Origin of the sequence: Nitratireductor sp. OM-1, assembly GCF_003296175.1 — a bacterium.
Taxonomy (GTDB): domain Bacteria; phylum Pseudomonadota; class Alphaproteobacteria; order Rhizobiales; family Rhizobiaceae; genus Nitratireductor; species Nitratireductor aquimarinus.
Genome location: NZ_CP029208.1, coordinates 1,553,607 through 1,572,169, shown reverse-complemented (window position 1 = coordinate 1,572,169; position 18,563 = coordinate 1,553,607). Strand labels below are relative to the sequence as shown.

Genomic DNA, 18,563 nt, shown 5'->3' with positions numbered 1-18,563 from the left:
TCAGGACCGGAAGCATATTGGATCTGGCAGTAAAATTCACAAAAGAAAGAATTCTTCGAAGCCCCTTCCATCGAACACTTGTTTGGGGAAGCGGCTCATTTGGCACAGTGAAACCCGGCTACCACCACCTCAAGGTCTCAGCAGTCAGAGGCCCGCTGACGCGCCAGCCCCTCGGCCCCTCGGATAATGTCGCTGTCGGCGACTCGGTCCTTCTGCTGCCGAGAATTATTGATCGTCCGCACAAGAACATCGCGGGGGCATCATTCCCCACATCGCCCAACAGAGCGCCCCTGCGGTCGCCGATATGGCACTCCACCCGGCTCAAGAGTGTTCGACCTCGCCAGATCAGAACCACTGGATGCAGATTGGAAAACCACTGGTCGGCGGACAGTGGAAGCTCAGAGATCACTTTGAAAGTATCAATCGAACGGGAAACAGCGTACAGAGCGCTATCTTCCTGAAGCAATACGAAGAAAAATCGGTTTCACCAGACAATCGACTTATTGAGAAAATTTCTGACAAGCTCATCACGACACTTCCGAGGTAACCAGAAATGTCCATTTATGTGATTAATCTTGATCGCTCCCCCGAAAGGCTCGAGAGAATTTCTTCCATACTTTCCGATATGGGCGTCGGCTTCGAGCGCGTTGAGGCTGTCGATGGCAACAAGCTTAAAGCGGAAGAGATCGATCGCCTATCTGGGCCGAAATCGGATGGAATGCCCTGGACGCCGCAGGAAATTGGCGTGGCGCTGAGCCATAAGGAATGCTGGAGGAGAGCGGCTGCAAGCCCCGACAGCGCCAGCATCATCTTTGAAGACGATCTCTTTTTCTCCGATGACGCAGCCACATATCTGAAGGACACATCCTGGCTTCCTGATGAATTCGATGCGGTCAAACTGGAGACGGTAGGAACTCGGGTCATCAGCACCAGAAGCGGCAGCGTTTTTAAAGGGCGCAGGATCGTTCGACTGTATTCGGATCAGTTGGGCTCGGGTGCCTACATTATTTCCCGCAATTTCGCCCAGGAGCTGGCCCGCCTTCCTGAAAAACTCTCTGGCCAGTCGGACGTGCTTCTATTTGAGAATTCTCGGGAACGCCGCATATACCAGATTTCCCCGGCGATTTGCATTCAAGACTACGTCCTGAATGGACACAATCCTGGAACAATCCTTGCAAGCACCCTTGAGGATGAAAGAATCCCGCTTCGAAAAAACCCAAAGCCCAAGGGTAAATCTAAGCTTAAAAGGGAATTAACGAGGCCATTTTACCAATTTCTGAATTTGACAAAAAAAATACTTCAATACATGAAGGGTAATTCGGTAAAACCGATCGCATTCAAAAAGTAGTCTTCTTCGGGGCAGCGGCGTGGCATTATCCGAGATAAATATCCCTTCTTACGTGCTCACGATTGAGCAAAAGGGAGGTGAGCGCCGCAATCACGCGATCCAGCAACTGTCTGCACTGGGGCTACGCGCATCTTTTATCCAGGGCTTCAAAAAGAACGACCCATCAATCCTTTCGGCGTACAATGGGTTTCTGAACCGCCTGTTGAGCAAGCGCAGCCTGACCAACGGTGAAATCGCGGTCTACTGTGGCCATCGGAAAATCTGGCGCGAATTCCTGTCTTCAGACCACGCATACGCACTGGTCTTCGAAGATGATTTTCGTGTCATCGATGAGGAGAAGTTTTCGAGGGCCATCCAGGACGGCCTGACGCAGCCCCAAAACTGGGACATCCTGAAGTTCTTCGACTTCAAACCCAAACGGGTGCTTGAGCGCAGGGCCATCGGTTCGACCGGCATCGTCAGATATAAATACGCAGCCTCTGGAGCCGTCGCATATCTGATCGACCGAAAGGCGGCACAAAAGCTCTCATCCAGAAAGCGCTTCTTCCGTGCCGTCGATGAAGACCTCTCCTGGCCCTGGGAACTGGGCCTGTCCATATGGTCAGTCTCTCCCAATCTGGTGGAAGAGGTCAGCCACAACCTCGGTGGCTCTCTGCTCGAAATGGATCGCAAGTCCACCAAACGCCGAAGAAACATTGCACGCTCGCTGTGGGGCAACGTGATCCAGGCTTACAAGCTGGCGCGCTCGAAGGCGTACAATAGCAGCTTCGGCTGAGGCCACTCCCAGGCATTGATGCAACGTCCCCCGCCTCGCCGGAGCGGCATCTCGCTTTTCAACCTGACCAACAACAACCGCACCACCCAGGTTCGCACAATCGGTCTCGCATCGATGAGAAACGATGGCGCGGAGAAGTGAGAAGGCATAAGATGCGGCCTGTTCACTGATCCGGGCTCAGGCCGCCAGCGCGGTCATTTCGAGGTTCTCACTTTGCATTTCCATTCCGGGGAATGTCTTCGCATCAAATACGCCTTGCCGGACCCTGCGGACGGTCTTGACCGCACAGGCACATTTTTCGCGTCAGGGCGACGGTGGCATGCCTTTTGATATTCGAACGCCACATGCACGCGACCTCGAAGCGCTGCTTGCGATTGAGAATGCAGCGTTCCCCGGCGACAGGCTGTCGCGCCGCTCCTTGAGACGCCTGATGGAGGCGAAGAGCGCCATCATCTGTGCGACCGAGGAAGACGGGCGCATCATTGGCTATGCGCTGGCGTTGACCCGGCGCACCAGCACCATTGCGCGGCTTTATTCCATCGCGGTTGATCCTGCCGAAAGCGGCAGGGGCGTGGCGGCGGCTCTGCTTCTGGAACTCGAACGCCGGGTGCTGGACAGGGGCCTGCGCGCGGTGCGGCTGGAAGTGCGGGAAGACAATGAAGGGGCGATCCGGCTCTATCAGCGCGCCGGCTATCACCCATTCGGCCGATACGAGAATTACTATCAAGACGGCATGAGCGCGCTTCGCTACGAAAAGGCGTTGCGCGCTTTCAACACGGAGAGCGGCCCCAGATGAGTTGGGTCATCCTGACAGGCAAGAAAGGCGACCTCGACGAGACCGCCACCCCCTACAAGATCATCACCAATCGCGATTACCTGGCGCATCCAGCCCTGTTTCGGGGCCAGCGGCCGAAAATCATCAACCTGTCGTCCAGCTACGCCTATCAGAGCCGCGGATATTATGCATCGCTTCTGGCGAGCTCTCGCGGCCATCGCGTCATTCCCTCGGTCGAAACCATGATCGACCTGTCGGCGCGCAAACTCTATGAAAACGCACTTCCCGAACTGGAGCAGGCGCTCAATCGCTGCCGGGCGGAGACAGGCGGCGCCTTCCCTGCAAGCGTCAGCGTGTTCTTTGGCATTGGTCCCGACAGGGGCTGGGAGCGGTTTGCAAAACTCCTGTTCGACTGGTTTCGCGCTCCCGCGCTCGAAGTCGCCATCAAGAACGGAGAATGGGCGACGATCACGCGCATCGGCTTTCGCCCGCTATCGCGCATGAGCGCGGCGGAGAAAGAACGCTTCACCGCCTCCCTGCACAGCTATACCAGCCGGCAGTGGCGCGACAGCCGCACCCGCGTTCCGGCACGCTACAGTTTCGCAACGCTGATCGACCCGCGCGAGGAACTGCCGCCATCGAGCGTGGCCTCGTTGAAGCACTGGTCGCGCATTGCTGCCCGGATGGGGGTGGAGGTGGAGCCGATCACCCGGAAGGATCTGCCGCGGCTGGCAAATTTCGATGCACTTTTTATCCGCGAGACAACGTCCATCTCCAACCACACATATCGGTTTGCACGCCGCGCGCAGCAGGAAGGGATGCCGGTCATCGACGATCCTCTCTCGATGATCCGCTGCACCAACAAGGTCTACCTGAACGAGCTGATGGCAACGCACCGCGTGGCGGTTCCGCCGACCGTGATGATTGCCGGCCCCGCCGATCTTGAACGCGCGGCTGACCTGCTGGGTTTTCCGCTGGTGCTCAAAACGCCGGACAGCTCGTTTTCGCGCGGCGTGAAGAAGGCCTCGAACATGGCCGAATTGAAAACACTGGCGATGAAATGGCTGGAAGATTCCGATCTTCTCATCGCGCAGAAATTCCTGCCGACCGCGTTTGACTGGCGCATCGGTGTCCTCGATGGCGAGCCCCTCTTCTCCGTGCAGTATCTCATGGCGAAGAAGCACTGGCAGATCGTCAATCACGAGCGGCAGGGGCGTCCCGACGAAGGGGGCTTCCGCTCGTTCCGACTGACCGAAACGCCGGCTAACGTTCTCGATACCGCAGTGCGCGCCGCCCGCTGTATCGGAAGCGGCCTCTACGGCGTCGACATCAAGGCGACACCGGAGGGCATTCACGTCATCGAGGTCAACGACAATCCCAATCTGGATCACGGCTGCGAGGATGCCGGAGAGAAAGACGAAGTCTGGACCCGTCTGACACAGTGGTTCATCGACCGTCTGGAGCGCTGAAAAACATCTCTGCGGCCAGTCACCTGCCCGACTGGCCGGGGTTGAGGCCCTCAGGCCCGCGACTTTCCACCGGCTGTCAAATCACCGTCGCACGCCTCCGCTAGGAGTCTGGGCATTTGCCGAGACAGGTCGGCTCGGTCCAGCACAAAGCCAGAGGAATGCCGTCATGAAAAAGCAGGATATCGTCAGTCTCTCCTGGGATGAATTCGATGAAATGCGCGATCCCCGCCCCGATGCCAATGGCTTCGATGCGGTTGTCGAGCGCGCCATTTCGCGCCGTGGCTTTCTGGGCGGCGTGCTTGCCTTCGGCTCTGCCGCAGCCGTGATGGGCAGCGGAGTTCTCTCCTCCACCACCTCCGCAAAGGCGCAAGTCTCGGCCTTCGCGTTCGAGCCGATTGGCATCGCCACCGACCACGACATTCACGTCCCGAAAGGCTACGCCTGGAAGACGCTGGTGCGCTGGGGCGACCCACTTTTCAAGGAAGCCGAGGGCGCCTATTCGCCGGAAACGGGCGTGTCCGTCGACATGTCCGACAAGGTGTTCGGTGAGAACACCGACGGCATGGAAACTTTCGTCGACGGCGACAAGACGATCCTTGCGATCAATTCGGAATATGTGAATCCGAAGATCAACCTGCCGGCCGCCTCCGAAGGCATGCCGCAGAACGCCGATGAAGTGCGTCTTCTCAAGAACATGCAGGGTGTCACCGTGCTCGAGATCGCCGACAGCGGCGACGGCTATGAAGTCGTGCTCGACAGCCCCTACAACCGTCGCATCACCCATGAAACGCAGATGACCATGGACGGCCCCGCCGCCGGCTCCGATCTGGTCAAGACCAACGCAGATCCTGAAGGCGTTTCGCCCAAGGGCACGATGAACAATTGCGGCTCCGGCAAGACGCTCTGGGGCACCTATCTGACCTGCGAAGAAAACTTCAACGGTTATTTCGGTACGACCGCCGAGCGTGAAGCCACCGAAGGCGAAAAGCGCTACGGCATCGGCGGCGAAGGCCGTTACGCCTACGAAAAGTTCGAAGAGCGCTTCGACCTCGCAAAAGAGCCCAACGAGCCGAACCGCCATGGCTGGGTCACGGAAATCAACCCGTTAGACCCGTCCTCCACCCCGGTCAAGCATACGGCGCTCGGCCGCTTCAAGCACGAGAACGCCGAGATGGTGCAGGCCGCCGACGGACGCATCGTGGTCTATATGGGCGACGACGAGCGCGGCGAGTTCATCTACAAATATGTCTCCGACAAGAGCTGGGCCGAAGGCCAGCCGACCGACGGCCTGCTGTCGAACGGCACGCTTTATGTCGCAAAGTTCAATGACGACATGACCGGCGAGTGGCTGCCGCTGACCCCGGAAAGCACGGGCATGGAACTGGCGGACATTCTGGTGTTCTCGCGCATGGCTGGCTCCAAGGTCGGCGCGACCACCATGGACCGCCCCGAATGGGTTGCCGCAAACCCGCTGCGCGTGGAGGTGTATTGCGCCCTCACCAACAACAAGAACCGTGGCGTGAAGGCCAATGCCGGCGGTGATGAACAGCCCGTCGGCGGCCCCAACCCGCGTGAGACAAACAATTACGGTCAGATCGTGCGCTGGCGCCCGGCTGGCGAAGACCATGGCGCAGACGGCTTCACCTGGGATCTCTACGTCATGGCCGGCAACCCGACCGTCTACGACAACGTCTATGCCGGCTCGGAAAACGTCAACGAAGGCAACATGTTCAACTCGCCCGACGGCATGGCCTTCTCCTCCGATGGCATGCTGTGGATCCAGACCGACGGCGACGACAGCAATGAAGGCGAGTTCGCTGGCCAGGGCAACAACCAGATGCTGGTCGGCAATCCCGAAACCGGCGAGATCGCCCGCTTCCTGACCGCGCCGAATGGCGCGGAAGTGACCGGCCTCAGCTGGTCGCCGGACGGCAAGGTCGCCTTTGTCGGCATCCAGCATCCGGGCGGCAACTGGCCGGACGGAAACGGCAAGCCGCGCTCGGCGGTCATCGCGGTCTGGCGCGAAGATGGCCAGGCCATCGGCTGATTGCCCACTGCCTGCAGATCACAGAGGGGACGTCCTGCGGGGCGTCCCCTTTTGCATGGGGGGCGAATTCGCAGATGGCGCACCATCCCGCTTAACCCCACTCATCGCACGGTCGAGCCGCACCGGGCGCAACAGCCAGCCCTTTTCGTTTCAAAACGAGCCGTTTATGACGGCTTGACGCAGACACATTTCCACCCCACCTGTCAGCCGCCCCGCATAATGCAATTCACCAACCGGATCACCACACCGTGCAAGCGCTCAAGAGCCTGATTGAATCCCGCCGTTTCGAGGCGGTCATCACCGTCCTCATCGTCATCAACGCCGTCACGCTCGGGCTCGAAACCTCAGAGCGCGCCATGGCCGCCGTTGGCCCGCTGCTGCTGACGATCGACCGGGCAATCCTCGGCGTCTTCGTGCTGGAACTCATGGCGCGCTTCGCGGTCTACCAGAAGAATTTCTTCCGCGATCCCTGGCGCATCTTCGATCTCTTGATCGTGGGCATCGCGCTGGTGCCGGCAACGGCCGGCCTCTCGGTGCTGCGCGCCCTGCGCATTCTGCGTGTGTTGCGGCTGGTCAGCATGGTGCCGTCGCTGCGCAGGGTCGTTGGCGGCCTTGTCGCGGCGCTGCCCGGCATGGGCTCCATCATGCTGCTTCTGGGCCTCGTTTATTACGTGTTCGCCGTGATGGCGACGAAGCTTTTCGGCGCATCCTTCCCAGACTGGTTCGGCACGATCGGTCATTCGGCCTATTCGCTGTTCCAGATCATGACGCTGGAAAGCTGGTCGATGGGCATCGTGCGGCCGGTGATGGAAGTCTATCCGCTTGCCTGGATGTTCTTCATCCCCTTCATCGTCTCCACCACCTTCACGGTGCTCAACCTCTTCATCGGTATCATCGTCTCGGCCATGCAGGCCGAGCATGATGAGGAAGCATCGGCAGAGCGCACGGCGCTACAGGCCGAGCAGGAAGTCATCCTCGATGAAATCCGCGCCCTGCGCAAAGAGGTGCAGGCGATGAATGCCGAAAAGCAGAAGGCGGAGCGCTGATCGGAACGATCAGCGCATCCGGAAATGCTTGGAGAGCTTGAGCGACTGGCCCTGATAATTGGACTTCAGGTCCGCGCCATAGAGCGCGCTCGGCCGCGACAGCATCCGCTCATAGACAAGCCGGCCGACGATCTGTCCATGTTCGAGAATGAACGGGACTTCGTGGCTGCGCACTTCCAGAACCGCGCGGCTGCCAGTGCCGCCTGCCGATGAATGGCCGAAACCGGGATCGAAGAAGCCGGCATAGTGCACGCGGAATTCGCCCACCAGCGGATCGAAAGGCGTCATCTCGGCGGCATGGAAAGGCGGCACATGCACCGCCTCCTGCGACACAAGAATATAGAACTCGTCCGGATCAAGGATCAGGCCGCCAGCGCCATCGCCGGTGAGCGGCTCCCAGAAATCGGCAACCTCGTGCTGGTCGCGCTTGTCCACGTCGATCAGTGCCGTGTGATGCTTCGCGCGGTAGCCGATCAGCCCGTTGGCGTCGCCACTCAGATCCACCGAAAGCGCAATGCCGCCCTTGGTGATGTTCGGCTCTTCCGCCGCCACAAGCGTTTCACGCGCATGCAGGTCCGAAAGCGCGCTTTCATCGAGCAGCGCCTTGCCGGTGCGGAAACGGATCTGCGACAGGCGCGAGCCGGTGCGCACGACGATGGGGAAGGTGCGCGGGCTCACTTCCATGTAGAGCGGGCCGGAATAGCCAGCGGGGATCTTGTCGAACTCCTGGCCATTGTCGGTCATCACGCGCGTGAAGATGTCGAGCCGGCCGGTCGAGCTTTTCGGATTGGCGGAGGCCGAGATGCCATCCGGCAGATCGAGCCCTTCCAGAAGCGGCACGATGTAAACACAGCCGGTTTCCAGAACCGCACCCTCGCCCAGCTGGATCTCGTGCAGCTTGAGCCGGTCGAGCTTTTCCGAAACGCGATGGTTGGGACCGGGCAGGAAGCTGGCGCGCACGCGATACGCCACAGCGCCAAGCCTGAGGTCGAGACTGGCCGGCTGAATCTGGTCAGGGTCCAGTGGGCGGGCCGAGGCCAGCGCCCCGTTGTCGAACAGTGCCGCGATGTCCTTGTCCGGCAGAATTCCCGCTTTTGCCAACGCCCCTTCTCCTTGCACAGGGTTTAATTGAACGAGGTTTAGCGCCGCTCGTCGTTGACGCAAGGCGCTTGAGGGTCTAATGGACCTTTATCCCGTGGTGATTTGGCCGGTCGGCTTGCAGCCACGTTAAAGAAGTCGCTAAAAGGCCGCGCTCGATGGACGAACCGGCATGCGACTTTTCGCGGCCGGTTTTTTTGTTGGGTAAAGAAGCGATGACCGATCATTTCGAAGACAACTGGAAACCACAGACAACCCTCGTGCATGGCGGGGTCACCCGCTCGCATTTCGGCGAGACCTCAGAAGCGCTCTATCTGACTCAGGGCTTCGTTTATGACAGCGCGGAAGCCGCCGAGGCGCGTTTCAAGGGCGAAGAGCCCGGTTTCGTTTACTCGCGCTATGCAAACCCCACCGTGGACATGTTCGAGCGCCGCATGTGTGCGCTGGAGGGTGCAGAAGAAGCCCGCGCCATGTCATCCGGCATGGCTGCCGTCACCGCCGCCCTTCTCTGTTCGCTCAAGGCGGGCGATCACGTGGTCGCCGGCCGCGCGCTGTTCGGCTCCTGTCGCTGGGTGGTCGAGACGCTGATGCCGCGCTACGGCATCGAAACCACGCTGATCGATGGCGCAAAGCTTGAGAACTGGAAAGCCGCCGTGCGGCCCAACACCAGGCTGTTCTTCCTCGAAAGCCCGACCAACCCGACGCTGGAAGTGGCCGACATCGCCGGTGTCGCCGCACTTGCCAACGAAATCGGCGGGCGACTGGTGGTCGACAACGTGTTCGCCACGCCGCTCCTGCAAAAGCCGCTGGAGCTTGGCGCACACGTGGTCGTCTACTCCGCCACCAAGCATATTGACGGTCAGGGCCGCTGCCTTGGCGGCGTCGTGCTTTCGGACCGGGAGTGGGTGGACGAGCACCTGCAGGATTTCTTCCGTCACACCGGGCCGAGCCTCTCGCCGTTCAACGCATGGACGCTGCTCAAGGGGCTGGAGACACTGCCGCTGCGCGTGCGCCAGCAGACCGAAAGCGCCGGCCGCATCGCGGATCTGCTCGCCGGGCATCCGAAGATCGCGCGCGTCATCTATCCCGGCCGCAAGGACCACCCGCAGGCCGACATCATCGCCAAACAGATGAAGGGTGGCTCGACGCTTCTCTGCGTCGAACTGAAGGGCGGCAAGAAGGAAGCCTTTGCGTTTGAGAATGCGCTGAAAATCTTCCAGATTTCCAACAATCTGGGCGACGCCAAGAGCCTCATCACGCATCCCGCCACGACGACCCACAAGAACCTGTCGGACGAGGCGCGCGCCGAGCTTGGCATTGGCGACGGCACGCTGCGCATTTCGGTGGGCCTTGAAGACGGCGACGACCTTATCGCCGATGTCGAGCGCGCGCTGGACGCGGTCTAAACCTCAGCCCCGCGCTCCGGGCCGGTTCAGCCGAACCGGCCTGCCGCCAGCACGATGCGCGACACGGTCGTGTAGAGCGTGATGAGAGCAAAGGCGTAGGCAAAGATCGCGAACCATTGCGGGAAAAGGCACATGGCCACGAACACGGCCAGCGTCTCGCTGGCCTCGGCCAGCCCTGTGGTGAAGAACAGCGATTTCTCGCCCCGCGCCCTGCTCTTGAGACGGTGTTTTTCGGCCATCACCGCATAGGCGAGAAAGCTCGCCCCGTTGACGTAGAACGCCAGAAGCAGCACCCCGCCGGCAATGGCGTTGGCCTCCGGATCGGCAATCATGAAGCCAAGCGGCACCGCGCCGTAGAAGGCGAAATCGAGCACAATGTCGAGATAGCCGCCGAAATCTGTCTTGCCGTTGATGCGCGCCACAGCGCCATCCAGCCCGTCGCACAGACGGCTGGCGAGAATAAGCGCCAGTCCGGCCCAGTACGCACCGAATGCGATGGCCGCCGCTGCGGCCAGCCCCAGAACCAGACCTGCATAAGTGATGGCGTTCGCGCGCACTCCCGCCGCCGCGAGCTGCGTCGCCATGGCCGACAATCCGGGATCGATCTTTCGGTGCGCCCAACCGTCAAGCATGTTTCACCACTGTTTCCCTGCTGAACGGCCCATGATTAGCGTCTTTCCTGCTCTCATGCCGCTCACAATGGCGTCATGGGAACGTTATGGGGAGCGTCATGGGGGAGCATTACGGGGCCTTCCTGAGCGAAGACGCCATGAGCTCTGCCGTAATTTCTGCTATAGTCGCGGTCTTTCATGAAGACGCGCAACGCGATGCTCGCGTGGCGCGTCCAGCAAGAGCTTGCCCCAATGTATCGAACCGTCACCCAATCCATCGAAGTGTGCGCCGAGCCCAGCTATCTGTCGTCCCAGTCGGACCCGGAAAGCCGTCATTTCGTCTGGGCCTATCGGATCACCATCACCAACCATTCGCCCGAAACCGTTCAGGTGGTTTCGCGCTACTGGCACATCACCGATGAAACGGGACGGGTGCAGGAAGTGCGTGGCGAGGGCGTGGTCGGCGAACAGCCGGTGCTGCAACCCGGCGACAGCTACACCTACACCTCCGGGTGCCCGCTTACGGCACCCTCGGGCATCATGGTCGGACGCTACACCATGCGCGGTCCGCATGGTGCATTCTTCGATGTGGACATCCCGGCCTTTTCGCTCGACCTGCCGGGCGCGGCCGCCCGGATCAACTGAAGTCGGCGGGGTCGAACACGTATTCCGTCGAGCAGAACTCGCAGGTCACACGGATGGAGCCTTCATCCGTGCTCTCAGCCAGCTCTTCCGGCGTAAAACCGTCCAGAACCGCCTTGATCTTGTCGCGCGAGCAGGAGCAGTCGTCCAGCACGTTCGTGCCTTCATAGACACGCACGCCATGCTCGTGGAACAGGCGATAGAGAAGCCGCTCCGACCCCACGGTGGGATCGACCAGCTCGGTCATCTCGGCCGTGGAAAGCAGCATGCGCGCTTCCTGCCAGGCATCGTCTTCGGGATGCGTCGAGCCGTCATGGTTCTCGTCGCCGTCACCGCCGTGCAGATCCGCGCCACGCATGCGCTCATGCGAAGCCGGCAGGAACTGCAGGAGAACGCCACCCGCGCGCCAGTGTTCCTGGCCGCCATCGGCGCCCGGCAGAACCATCTTGGCCACGCCAAGCCGCACCTCGGTCGGGATCTGTTCGGACTGGCGGAAATAGGTCTTCGCCACGTCTTCGAGATTGGTGCCGTCGAGCTGGACGATGCCCTGATAGCGCTGCATGTCCGAACCCTGATCCACCGTCAGAGCCAGAACGCCGGCACCGAGCAGATCTTCAGGCGAATCCTTGCCCGCTTCCACGGCTTCCGCCAGACGGTCCTCATCGAACCGCGCATAGGCGCGCACCGAGCTCGGCGTTGCGAAATCGGCAACCAGCATGTCCACCGGCCCGTCGGAACGGGTCTGCACGATGAACTTGCCCTCGAATTTGAGAGAGCTGCCCAGAAGCACCGTGAGCACGATCACTTCGGCAAGCAGCCGCGCCACCGGTTCGGGATAGGTGTGACGGGCGAGAATCTGGTCGAGCATCGGCCCGAGCTGGACCGCGCGGCCGCGCACATCCAGAGGCTCCACATCGAAGGGCACGACATGATCGTCGCCGGCGAAGCCGAACTCGCCCAATTTTCTCGCTTCGCTCGTCACCGGGTTAAACACCATGCAAGGACTGCTTTCTGTGCGTGAAGACGGTTTTCAGCCTCGTCAAACACCACTGAATGCGGGCCGTCAATAACCTCGTCGGTCACTTCTTCGCCGCGATGCGCCGGCAGGCAGTGCATGAACAGCGCGTCGGACCTGGCGTGTTTCATCAGCGCTTCGTTCACCTGGTAGGGCATGAACACGTTCCCGCCGCGCGCGCGATGCTCCTGGCCCATCGAAACCCAGGTGTCCGTGACGACACAGTCGGCGTCCGCCACCGCTTCTTCTGCGGTCTTGGTGAAGGTGATGCGGCCACCATTGGCGCGCGCCCACTCGACATATTTCGCGTCCGGCTCGCTGCCCTTCGGCACCGCGATGTTGAGACGGAAATCCATGCGCGCCGATGCCTCGATGAGCGAGTGCAGAACATTGTTGCCGTCGCCGGTCCAGGCGAACAGCTTGTCCTTCACCGGGCCGCGATGCTCCTCGAAGGTGAGGATATCGGCCATGATCTGACAGGGATGCGTATCATCGGTCAGGGCGTTGATAACCGGGACCGTCGCATTTTCCGCCAGTTCCAGCAGGCGCTCATGCGCCGTGGTGCGGATCATGATCGCATCGACATAGCGCGACAGAACCTTCGCCGTGTCGGCGATGGTTTCCGAGCGGCCAAGCTGCATCTCCGCACCGGTCAGCATGATGGTCTCGCCACCCAGCTGACGCATGCCGACATCGAACGACACGCGGGTGCGCGTCGACGGCTTGTCGAAGATCATGGCAAGCGCCTTGCCCTCGAGCGGCTTCTCGCGCTCGCCGGCTTTCAGGCGCTCCTTGCGCGCACGCGCATCGTCCAGCATGAAACGCAGGTCCTGCGCGTCCACGGTCGAAAGATCAATGAAGTGGCGAAGACCGCTGGCCATGCCCGTCTCCCTGGTTTTATCAAGCATCGGCTTTTTCGGTCGCGTTCACCGCGGCAGCGGCATCGTGAATGCGCTTCACCGCCTCGCGAATTTCGTCTTCGGTCACGATCAATGGCGGCAACAGACGCAGCACATTGTCGCCAGCCGGCACCACCAGCATCTTCTGGTCGCGCAGGGCTTCCAGAAGGCGCAGGTTCTGCACCTTGCATTTGATGCCGATCATCAGACCTTCACCGCGAATACCCTCGATCACATCGGGGAACGCGTCGGCAACGGCGGCAAGCCCCTGCTTGAGCTGGAGGCCGCGCGCGGCGATGTTTTCGAGGAAACCGTCCTCCAGCACCACATCGAGCACAGCATTGCCGACCGCCATGGCGAGCGGATTGCCACCAAACGTCGTGCCATGGGTGCCGGGCGTCATGCCCTTGGCAGCCTCGGCCGTGGCAAGGCATGCGCCGAGCGGGAAACCGCCGCCAATGCCCTTGGCAACCGCCATCAGATCCGGCGTGATCTCGGCCCACTCATGGGCAAACAGCTTGCCCGTGCGCCCGACGCCGCTCTGCACCTCATCAAGGATGAGCAGCAGACCGTGCCGGTCGCAAAGCTCGCGCAGACGACGCATGAATGCATTGGGAACCGGGCGCACACCGCCCTCACCCTGGATCGGCTCCACAAGGATAGCCGCCGTTTCCGGGCCGATCGCCTTTAAGAGCGCTTCCTCGTCCCCGAACGGCACCTGATCGAAACCTTCGACCTTGGGGCCGAAACCTTCAAGATACTTCGCCTGTCCGCCGGCAGCGATGGTAGCGAGCGTGCGACCGTGGAACGCGCCCTCGAACGTGATGATGCGGATACGCTCGGGCTGGCCGTTCACATGGTGATAGCGTCGCGCCGTCTTGATCGCGCATTCCAGCGCCTCTGCGCCCGAATTGGTGAAGAACACCTTCTCGGCAAAGCTGCTCTCTGCAAGGCGCTCGCCCAGACGGGCCTGACCGGGAATTTCATAGACATTGGAGACATGCCAGAGCTTGCCGGCCTGTTCCGTCAGCGCCTCTACGAGGTGCGGGTGCGCATGCCCCAGTGAATTGACGGCAATGCCGGCAGCGAAATCGAGATAACGCTCGCCATCAGCCGTTTCGATCCAGCAGCCCTCGCCGCGCTCGAATGCGAGGGGTTGACGGGCATAAGTTCCATAAAGCGCAGATTCACGCATCCACACGGTCTCCGCTGAGCCTGAGAATTGGTTCCTGCCTCGCGCGGACGCGCGTGCAGAAGGGTGAAATCAAAATGCCGCCCCAAGGGCGGCACTACGGGATTTATCGGTTGTTTCCGCATAAGTGTCAACGCACGCGGCACGACAGCGAGGTGACACCGAAAACCAGCAAATTGGGGAAAACCCTAAAAAGCGAATCAGCTTACGGTAAGGACTCTTGTCACGGAGTCAGACGATAAGGTAGTTTCTGGTCAAGCAAAAAGACTACATTTTGTGCGGCGGACCACTTCTACCATGATTATATGGTGCTCCCTCGGCTTTGGCTGAGCGAGACTGGATTCGGATTCCGCACGCTGGACAGGAGCGTGTCCCGATGAACTGGACTGACGAAAGAGTCGAAACCTTAAAGAAACTTTGGGCGGAAGGACTGAGCGCAAGCCAGATCGCAGCCCAGCTTGGCGGCGTCAGCCGCAATGCCGTGATCGGCAAGGTGCACCGCCTCAAACTCTCCAGCCGCGGTCGCGCAACGAGCCCGCGCACGCGCCAGAAGAAGGCAGCCACCGCAGCGCCGACCACGACGACGACCACCACGCGTCGTCCCCGCGCCACGCGGCCAACCACGGTGTCCATCGGCGCAACCGCGCTTCAGGCGCAGTTCGATCAGGAGCCGGTGGCCCAGACCTATATCCGTCCGGTTTCGGACGTGGTTGTGCCGATCTCGCGCAAGCTGGAGCTGGTACAGCTCACCGAAACGACGTGCAAATGGCCGAACGGCGACCCGCTGTCGGAAGAGTTCAGCTTCTGCGGCAACGAAGCCGGCGAGAGCGGCCCCTACTGCGCCTACCATTCGCGCATCGCCTACCAGCCCGCTTCGGAGCGGCGCCGGGCGCGCTGATCGCGAAAGACTTCTCCTCTGCACTACCCGGCTCGCATCATGCGCAGCCGGGTTTTTCTTTGCCTGAGTGAAATCTGAAGCACCGCACGGGCCGAGGGCGCGAGAAGCCCCTCGCCCTCGCCTCAATCAACGACTACCGGCTTGCTTGCCCGCTCTCGTGGCTAGTTTTCGGGCGCAGCGACAACCCGGTGGCTCTGATCTTCCTTTGGACGCTCGAGCGGTAACTGCCGGCCCGTCACGATGTGATGCACCGTTTCCGCGATATTGGTCGCATGGTCGCCGATGCGTTCGATGTTCTTGGCGCAGAACAGAAGATGGGTGCAGGCCGTGATGTTGCGCGGGTCTTCCATCATGTAGGTGAGCAGCTCCCGAAAGAGCGACGTGTACATGGCGTCGATTTCCTCATCCCGGTCGCGCACGAAACCGATGCGCTCCACGGAACGGGAGGCATAGACATCGAGCACTTCCTTGAGCTGGGTCAGCGCCAGGCTCGCCAGCGCCTCCAGCCCGCGGAAAAGACGGATCGGCTGACTGCCCTCGGTCACCGCAACAACGCGCTTTGCGATGTTCTTGCCGAGATCGCCGATGCGCTCCAGATCCGATGAAATACGAATGGCGCCCACGATCTCGCGCAAATCGTCGGCGACCGGCTGGCGCTTGCCGATGATGATAACGGCGCGTTCACCGATCTCCCGCTCCTTCTCATCAAGGAACAGATCATCCTCGACCACCTTGCGGCCCAGTGCGGCATCCGACTGCACGAGCGCAGCGACGGATTCCGCCACCATGCGCTCAGCATAGCCACCCATGGCTGCAATCTGGTCCGACAGATAGTTCAACTCATCGTCGAATGACCGCATCGTGTGCTGTGTCTGCATGGTTTCAATCCTTCTCAGCCCGGCCTTCTCAGCCCGGTCGGCCTCGTTGCCTGCCATCCCTACTAAGTTATTGTGATGGCGGTAAAATGAAAGTGGTGACGCAATCTGCGCCCGGACTGTTCTGCCTTACCCTGCCGGCGGCACGGGCGGGAAATGAACGGTGAACGAAGAGCCCTCTCCCGGCGCCGATTTCACGGAAAGCCGCGCATCGTGCCGCGTCAGAATGTGCTTCACGATGGAAAGGCCGAGGCCCGTCCCCTTCTGGATCCGGCTCGTTTCGATATCCACGCGATAGAAGCGCTCGGTGATGCGCGGGATGTGCTCTTCGGGAATGCCGGGACCGAAGTCGCGCACCGTGATCCGCACCTCATCCATCGGGCTTGCCTGTTCGGCCGATACGATAACACGCTCACCGTCACTGCCATATTTGCAGGCGTTTTCGATCAGGTTCTCGAAAACCTGAACAAGCTCATCGGAATGCCCTGCGATCAGCATCGGTTTGACACCGAGCTCCGAAACAAACTCGACATCATTCTCGCCGGCAATGTGACGCATGGACTCCATCACGCCCTTCACGAGCTCCACCACATCGAGTTGCGTGCTCGGCTTCTGATAGGGCTTCATCTCCAGCCGTGACAGCGACAGGAGATCATCGATGAGCCGCGCCATGCGCTGCGTCTGGTTCTGCATGATCTGCAGGAACTTTTCCCGCGCCGCCGGGTCATCGCGGGCCGGGCCGCGCAGCGTTTCAATGAAGCCCGCAACGGAGGCCAGCGGCGTGCGCAGCTCATGGCTGGCATTGGCGATGAAGTCCGCCCGCATCCGGTCGATCCGGCGCGCTTCGCTCTGATCCTTGAAGAGCAGGACATAAAGGCCAGTATCATTGCCAATGCGGCTCGCCACCACCCGGTAGGCGCGCTCGACGGGCACCCGCTCCGCATAATTGATCGCGACGGACTCCTCCGCACCCGAGATCACCTTGGCGACCAGCTCATGCATTTCAGGCGCACGGAATTTCAGGCGCAGCGACACGCTCTTCGACACAGGGCCGAACGCAAGATCAGCCGCCTCATTGGCATAGAGTATGCCGCCATTGCTGTCGAAGATGTACAGCGGGTCAAGCACCGCCGCCGCCAGATAGACGGCAGGCAATGAATTGATGTCGCCCTTCTTCGGGCGCGGTTTCTCGGCCTTGCCATTGCTGCGTGCGCCCGCAAAAAGGGCGCCAGCGGCTTTCAGGGCCGATCCGATACGAGCAACAAGACCGCGCTCAACGCCGTCCTGATTTTCCTGCCCATTGTTCTCATTCGCACTCATTACGAAGTCCATTCCCGCGATCGTCAGGCACGCCCGCTTCAGGGTCTCTTGTTATGAAGAAGAATTGTCATTCCGTCTTCACCGCTGGACCTTGTATCAAGCTGCAAATAGCATTGACACTCTCATGATTCAGGATCGGTTTTATGAACAAGCCTTTGGAAAACCCTGCCCGCGAAAAAATCAAACCTTTCAAGCTCACGATTGCAGGCGAGGAAAGGACTTTCGACATTGACGAACCGGACCTTCCTGACTGGGTCAAGGAGCGGGAACTCACAGCCGGCGGTTTTCCATATGACGAAAAAATGGACCGTGACGACTACGAAAAGCAGCTCGAAACGCTGCAGATCGAACTGGTAAAGCTGCAGGCATGGATGCAGAAAAGCGGCGCGCGGGTGATGGCGCTCTTCGAAGGGCGAGACGCTGCCGGCAAGGGCGGTACGATTGCGCGCATTCGCACCTATCTCAATCCGCGCAATGCCCGCAATGTCGCGCTGCCCAAGCCCACCGAGACGGAGCGCGGGCAGTGGTATTTCCAGCGTTACGTCACCCATTTCCCGACGAGCGGCGAATTGGTGACCTTCGACCGCTCCTGGTACAATCGCGGCGGCGTCGAACCGGTGATGGGCTTCTGCACGCCCGAGCAGCATGAGCAGTTCCTGAACGAAGCGCCCGACTTCGAGCGGGCCATCGTCAATGACGGCATCCATTTCTTTAAATTCTGGCTGAACATCGGCCAGGAAACACAGCTTGAGCGCTTTCATGACCGTCGTCACAGCGCGCTCAAATACTGGAAATTCTCTCCCATGGACGTGGCCGGCATTCAAAAGTGGGACGCGTACTCCCGCGCCCGCGACACCATGCTGGAACGCACCCACAGCGCCCACGCGCCCTGGACGGTGGTACGCGCAAACGACAAGCGCCGGGCACGGTTGGCGGTCATTCGGCGCATATTGCTCGCCATCGCCTATGACGGGCGCGATCTCGACGCCATCGGCCCCGAAGACCAGCTGATCATCGGCGCAGGCCCCGGCTTCCTGGATTAACGCTCGGTTACACTCAAGCACGGTCGTGTCGGGCGAAAACGCCCGATACGCATGGCTTTTCACTGCCGACCAACCCCATCCACTGAATCACTGCCACATCCGGG

Annotated in this window: 17 protein-coding genes and 1 riboswitch; of the genes, 10 read left to right on the top strand and 7 right to left on the bottom strand. The window is 60.7% G+C overall.

Going from position 1 to position 18,563, the window contains the following annotated elements:
- Positions 1-553 precede the first annotated feature (553 nt).
- From DEJ54_RS07480 to DEJ54_RS07455, 6 genes are all read left to right on the top strand, one after another.
- Positions 554-1,348 (top strand): glycosyltransferase family 25 protein, encoded by a 795-nt coding sequence (locus DEJ54_RS07480; protein ID WP_113154018.1) that lies wholly within the window; start codon positions 554-556, stop codon positions 1,346-1,348.
- A 19-nt stretch (positions 1,349-1,367) separates the two neighbouring features.
- On the top strand, positions 1,368-2,123 hold the full coding sequence (locus DEJ54_RS07475; RefSeq protein ID WP_113154017.1) for a glycosyltransferase family 25 protein: 756 nt from the start codon (positions 1,368-1,370) through the stop codon (positions 2,121-2,123).
- A 319-nt stretch (positions 2,124-2,442) separates the two neighbouring features.
- On the top strand, positions 2,443-2,919 hold the full coding sequence (locus DEJ54_RS07470) for an N-acetyltransferase (RefSeq protein WP_113156148.1): 477 nt from the start codon (positions 2,443-2,445) through the stop codon (positions 2,917-2,919).
- Entirely contained in the window at positions 2,916-4,367 is a 1,452-nt protein-coding gene (locus DEJ54_RS07465) for a RimK family protein (protein WP_113154016.1), read from the top strand. Before DEJ54_RS07470 ends, DEJ54_RS07465 begins: the two co-directional genes overlap by 4 nt.
- A 166-nt stretch (positions 4,368-4,533) precedes the next feature.
- Positions 4,534-6,414 (top strand): PhoX family phosphatase, encoded by a 1,881-nt coding sequence (locus DEJ54_RS07460; protein WP_113154015.1) that lies wholly within the window; start codon positions 4,534-4,536, stop codon positions 6,412-6,414.
- Between the two features lie 248 nt (positions 6,415-6,662).
- Complete coding sequence (locus tag DEJ54_RS07455; protein ID WP_113154014.1) at positions 6,663-7,460, top strand: ion transporter; 798 nt, start codon at positions 6,663-6,665, stop codon at positions 7,458-7,460.
- A 9-nt stretch (positions 7,461-7,469) separates the two neighbouring features.
- Here the strand turns inward: DEJ54_RS07455 and DEJ54_RS07450 are convergent, their stop codons facing one another.
- A complete protein-coding gene (locus DEJ54_RS07450) occupies positions 7,470-8,561 on the bottom strand; it encodes a 2'-deoxycytidine 5'-triphosphate deaminase (protein ID WP_113154013.1) in 1,092 nt (363 codons plus the stop codon).
- An 84-nt stretch (positions 8,562-8,645) separates the two neighbouring features.
- Positions 8,646-8,723: riboswitch (SAM riboswitch) on the top strand.
- 50 nt (positions 8,724-8,773) lie between these two features.
- Here DEJ54_RS07450 and DEJ54_RS07445 point away from each other — a divergent pair.
- A complete protein-coding gene (locus DEJ54_RS07445; protein WP_113156147.1) occupies positions 8,774-9,964 on the top strand; it encodes an O-succinylhomoserine sulfhydrylase in 1,191 nt (396 codons plus the stop codon).
- A 26-nt stretch (positions 9,965-9,990) separates the two neighbouring features.
- Here DEJ54_RS07445 and DEJ54_RS07440 read toward each other — a convergent pair whose 3' ends face one another.
- A complete protein-coding gene (locus DEJ54_RS07440) occupies positions 9,991-10,596 on the bottom strand; it encodes a CDP-alcohol phosphatidyltransferase family protein (RefSeq protein ID WP_113154012.1) in 606 nt (201 codons plus the stop codon).
- A gap of 231 nt (positions 10,597-10,827) precedes the next feature.
- On the opposite strand from DEJ54_RS07440, the gene apaG reads away from it, so the two are divergent.
- The gene (gene apaG / locus DEJ54_RS07435) at positions 10,828-11,220 is read left to right on the top strand and encodes a Co2+/Mg2+ efflux protein ApaG (protein ID WP_113154011.1); all 393 of its coding nucleotides are present in this window, start codon (positions 10,828-10,830) and stop codon (positions 11,218-11,220) included.
- Here apaG and DEJ54_RS07430 read toward each other — a convergent pair.
- From DEJ54_RS07430 to DEJ54_RS07420, 3 genes are read right to left on the bottom strand one after another with little or no spacing between them, the layout of a single operon-like run.
- Complete coding sequence (locus tag DEJ54_RS07430; protein ID WP_113156146.1) at positions 11,213-12,214, bottom strand: Hsp33 family molecular chaperone; 1,002 nt, start codon at positions 12,212-12,214, stop codon at positions 11,213-11,215. The genes apaG and DEJ54_RS07430 overlap by 8 nt on opposite strands.
- Positions 12,196-13,113, bottom strand: coding sequence for an ornithine carbamoyltransferase (gene argF / locus DEJ54_RS07425; protein WP_113154010.1), 918 nt, complete (start codon positions 13,111-13,113; stop codon positions 12,196-12,198). Before argF ends, DEJ54_RS07430 begins: the two co-directional genes overlap by 19 nt.
- A 19-nt stretch (positions 13,114-13,132) precedes the next feature.
- The gene (locus tag DEJ54_RS07420; protein WP_113154009.1) at positions 13,133-14,326 is read right to left on the bottom strand and encodes an aspartate aminotransferase family protein; all 1,194 of its coding nucleotides are present in this window, start codon (positions 14,324-14,326) and stop codon (positions 13,133-13,135) included.
- A gap of 373 nt (positions 14,327-14,699) precedes the next feature.
- On the opposite strand from DEJ54_RS07420, the gene DEJ54_RS07415 reads away from it, so the two are divergent.
- A complete protein-coding gene (locus DEJ54_RS07415; protein WP_113154008.1) occupies positions 14,700-15,221 on the top strand; it encodes a GcrA family cell cycle regulator in 522 nt (173 codons plus the stop codon).
- Positions 15,222-15,382: 161 nt separating this feature from the next.
- Here the strand turns inward: DEJ54_RS07415 and phoU are convergent, their stop codons facing one another.
- Positions 15,383-16,099 (bottom strand): phosphate signaling complex protein PhoU, encoded by a 717-nt coding sequence (gene phoU / locus DEJ54_RS07410; protein WP_113156145.1) that lies wholly within the window; start codon positions 16,097-16,099, stop codon positions 15,383-15,385.
- A gap of 126 nt (positions 16,100-16,225) precedes the next feature.
- Positions 16,226-17,416: an ATP-binding protein gene (locus DEJ54_RS07405; RefSeq protein WP_113156144.1), complete on the bottom strand. Its 1,191-nt coding sequence runs from the start codon at positions 17,414-17,416 to the stop codon at positions 16,226-16,228.
- A gap of 143 nt (positions 17,417-17,559) precedes the next feature.
- Here DEJ54_RS07405 and ppk2 point away from each other — a divergent pair, with 143 nt between their 5' ends.
- Complete coding sequence (gene ppk2, locus DEJ54_RS07400; protein WP_113154007.1) at positions 17,560-18,459, top strand: polyphosphate kinase 2; 900 nt, start codon at positions 17,560-17,562, stop codon at positions 18,457-18,459.
- Positions 18,460-18,563: the final 104 nt, after the last annotated feature.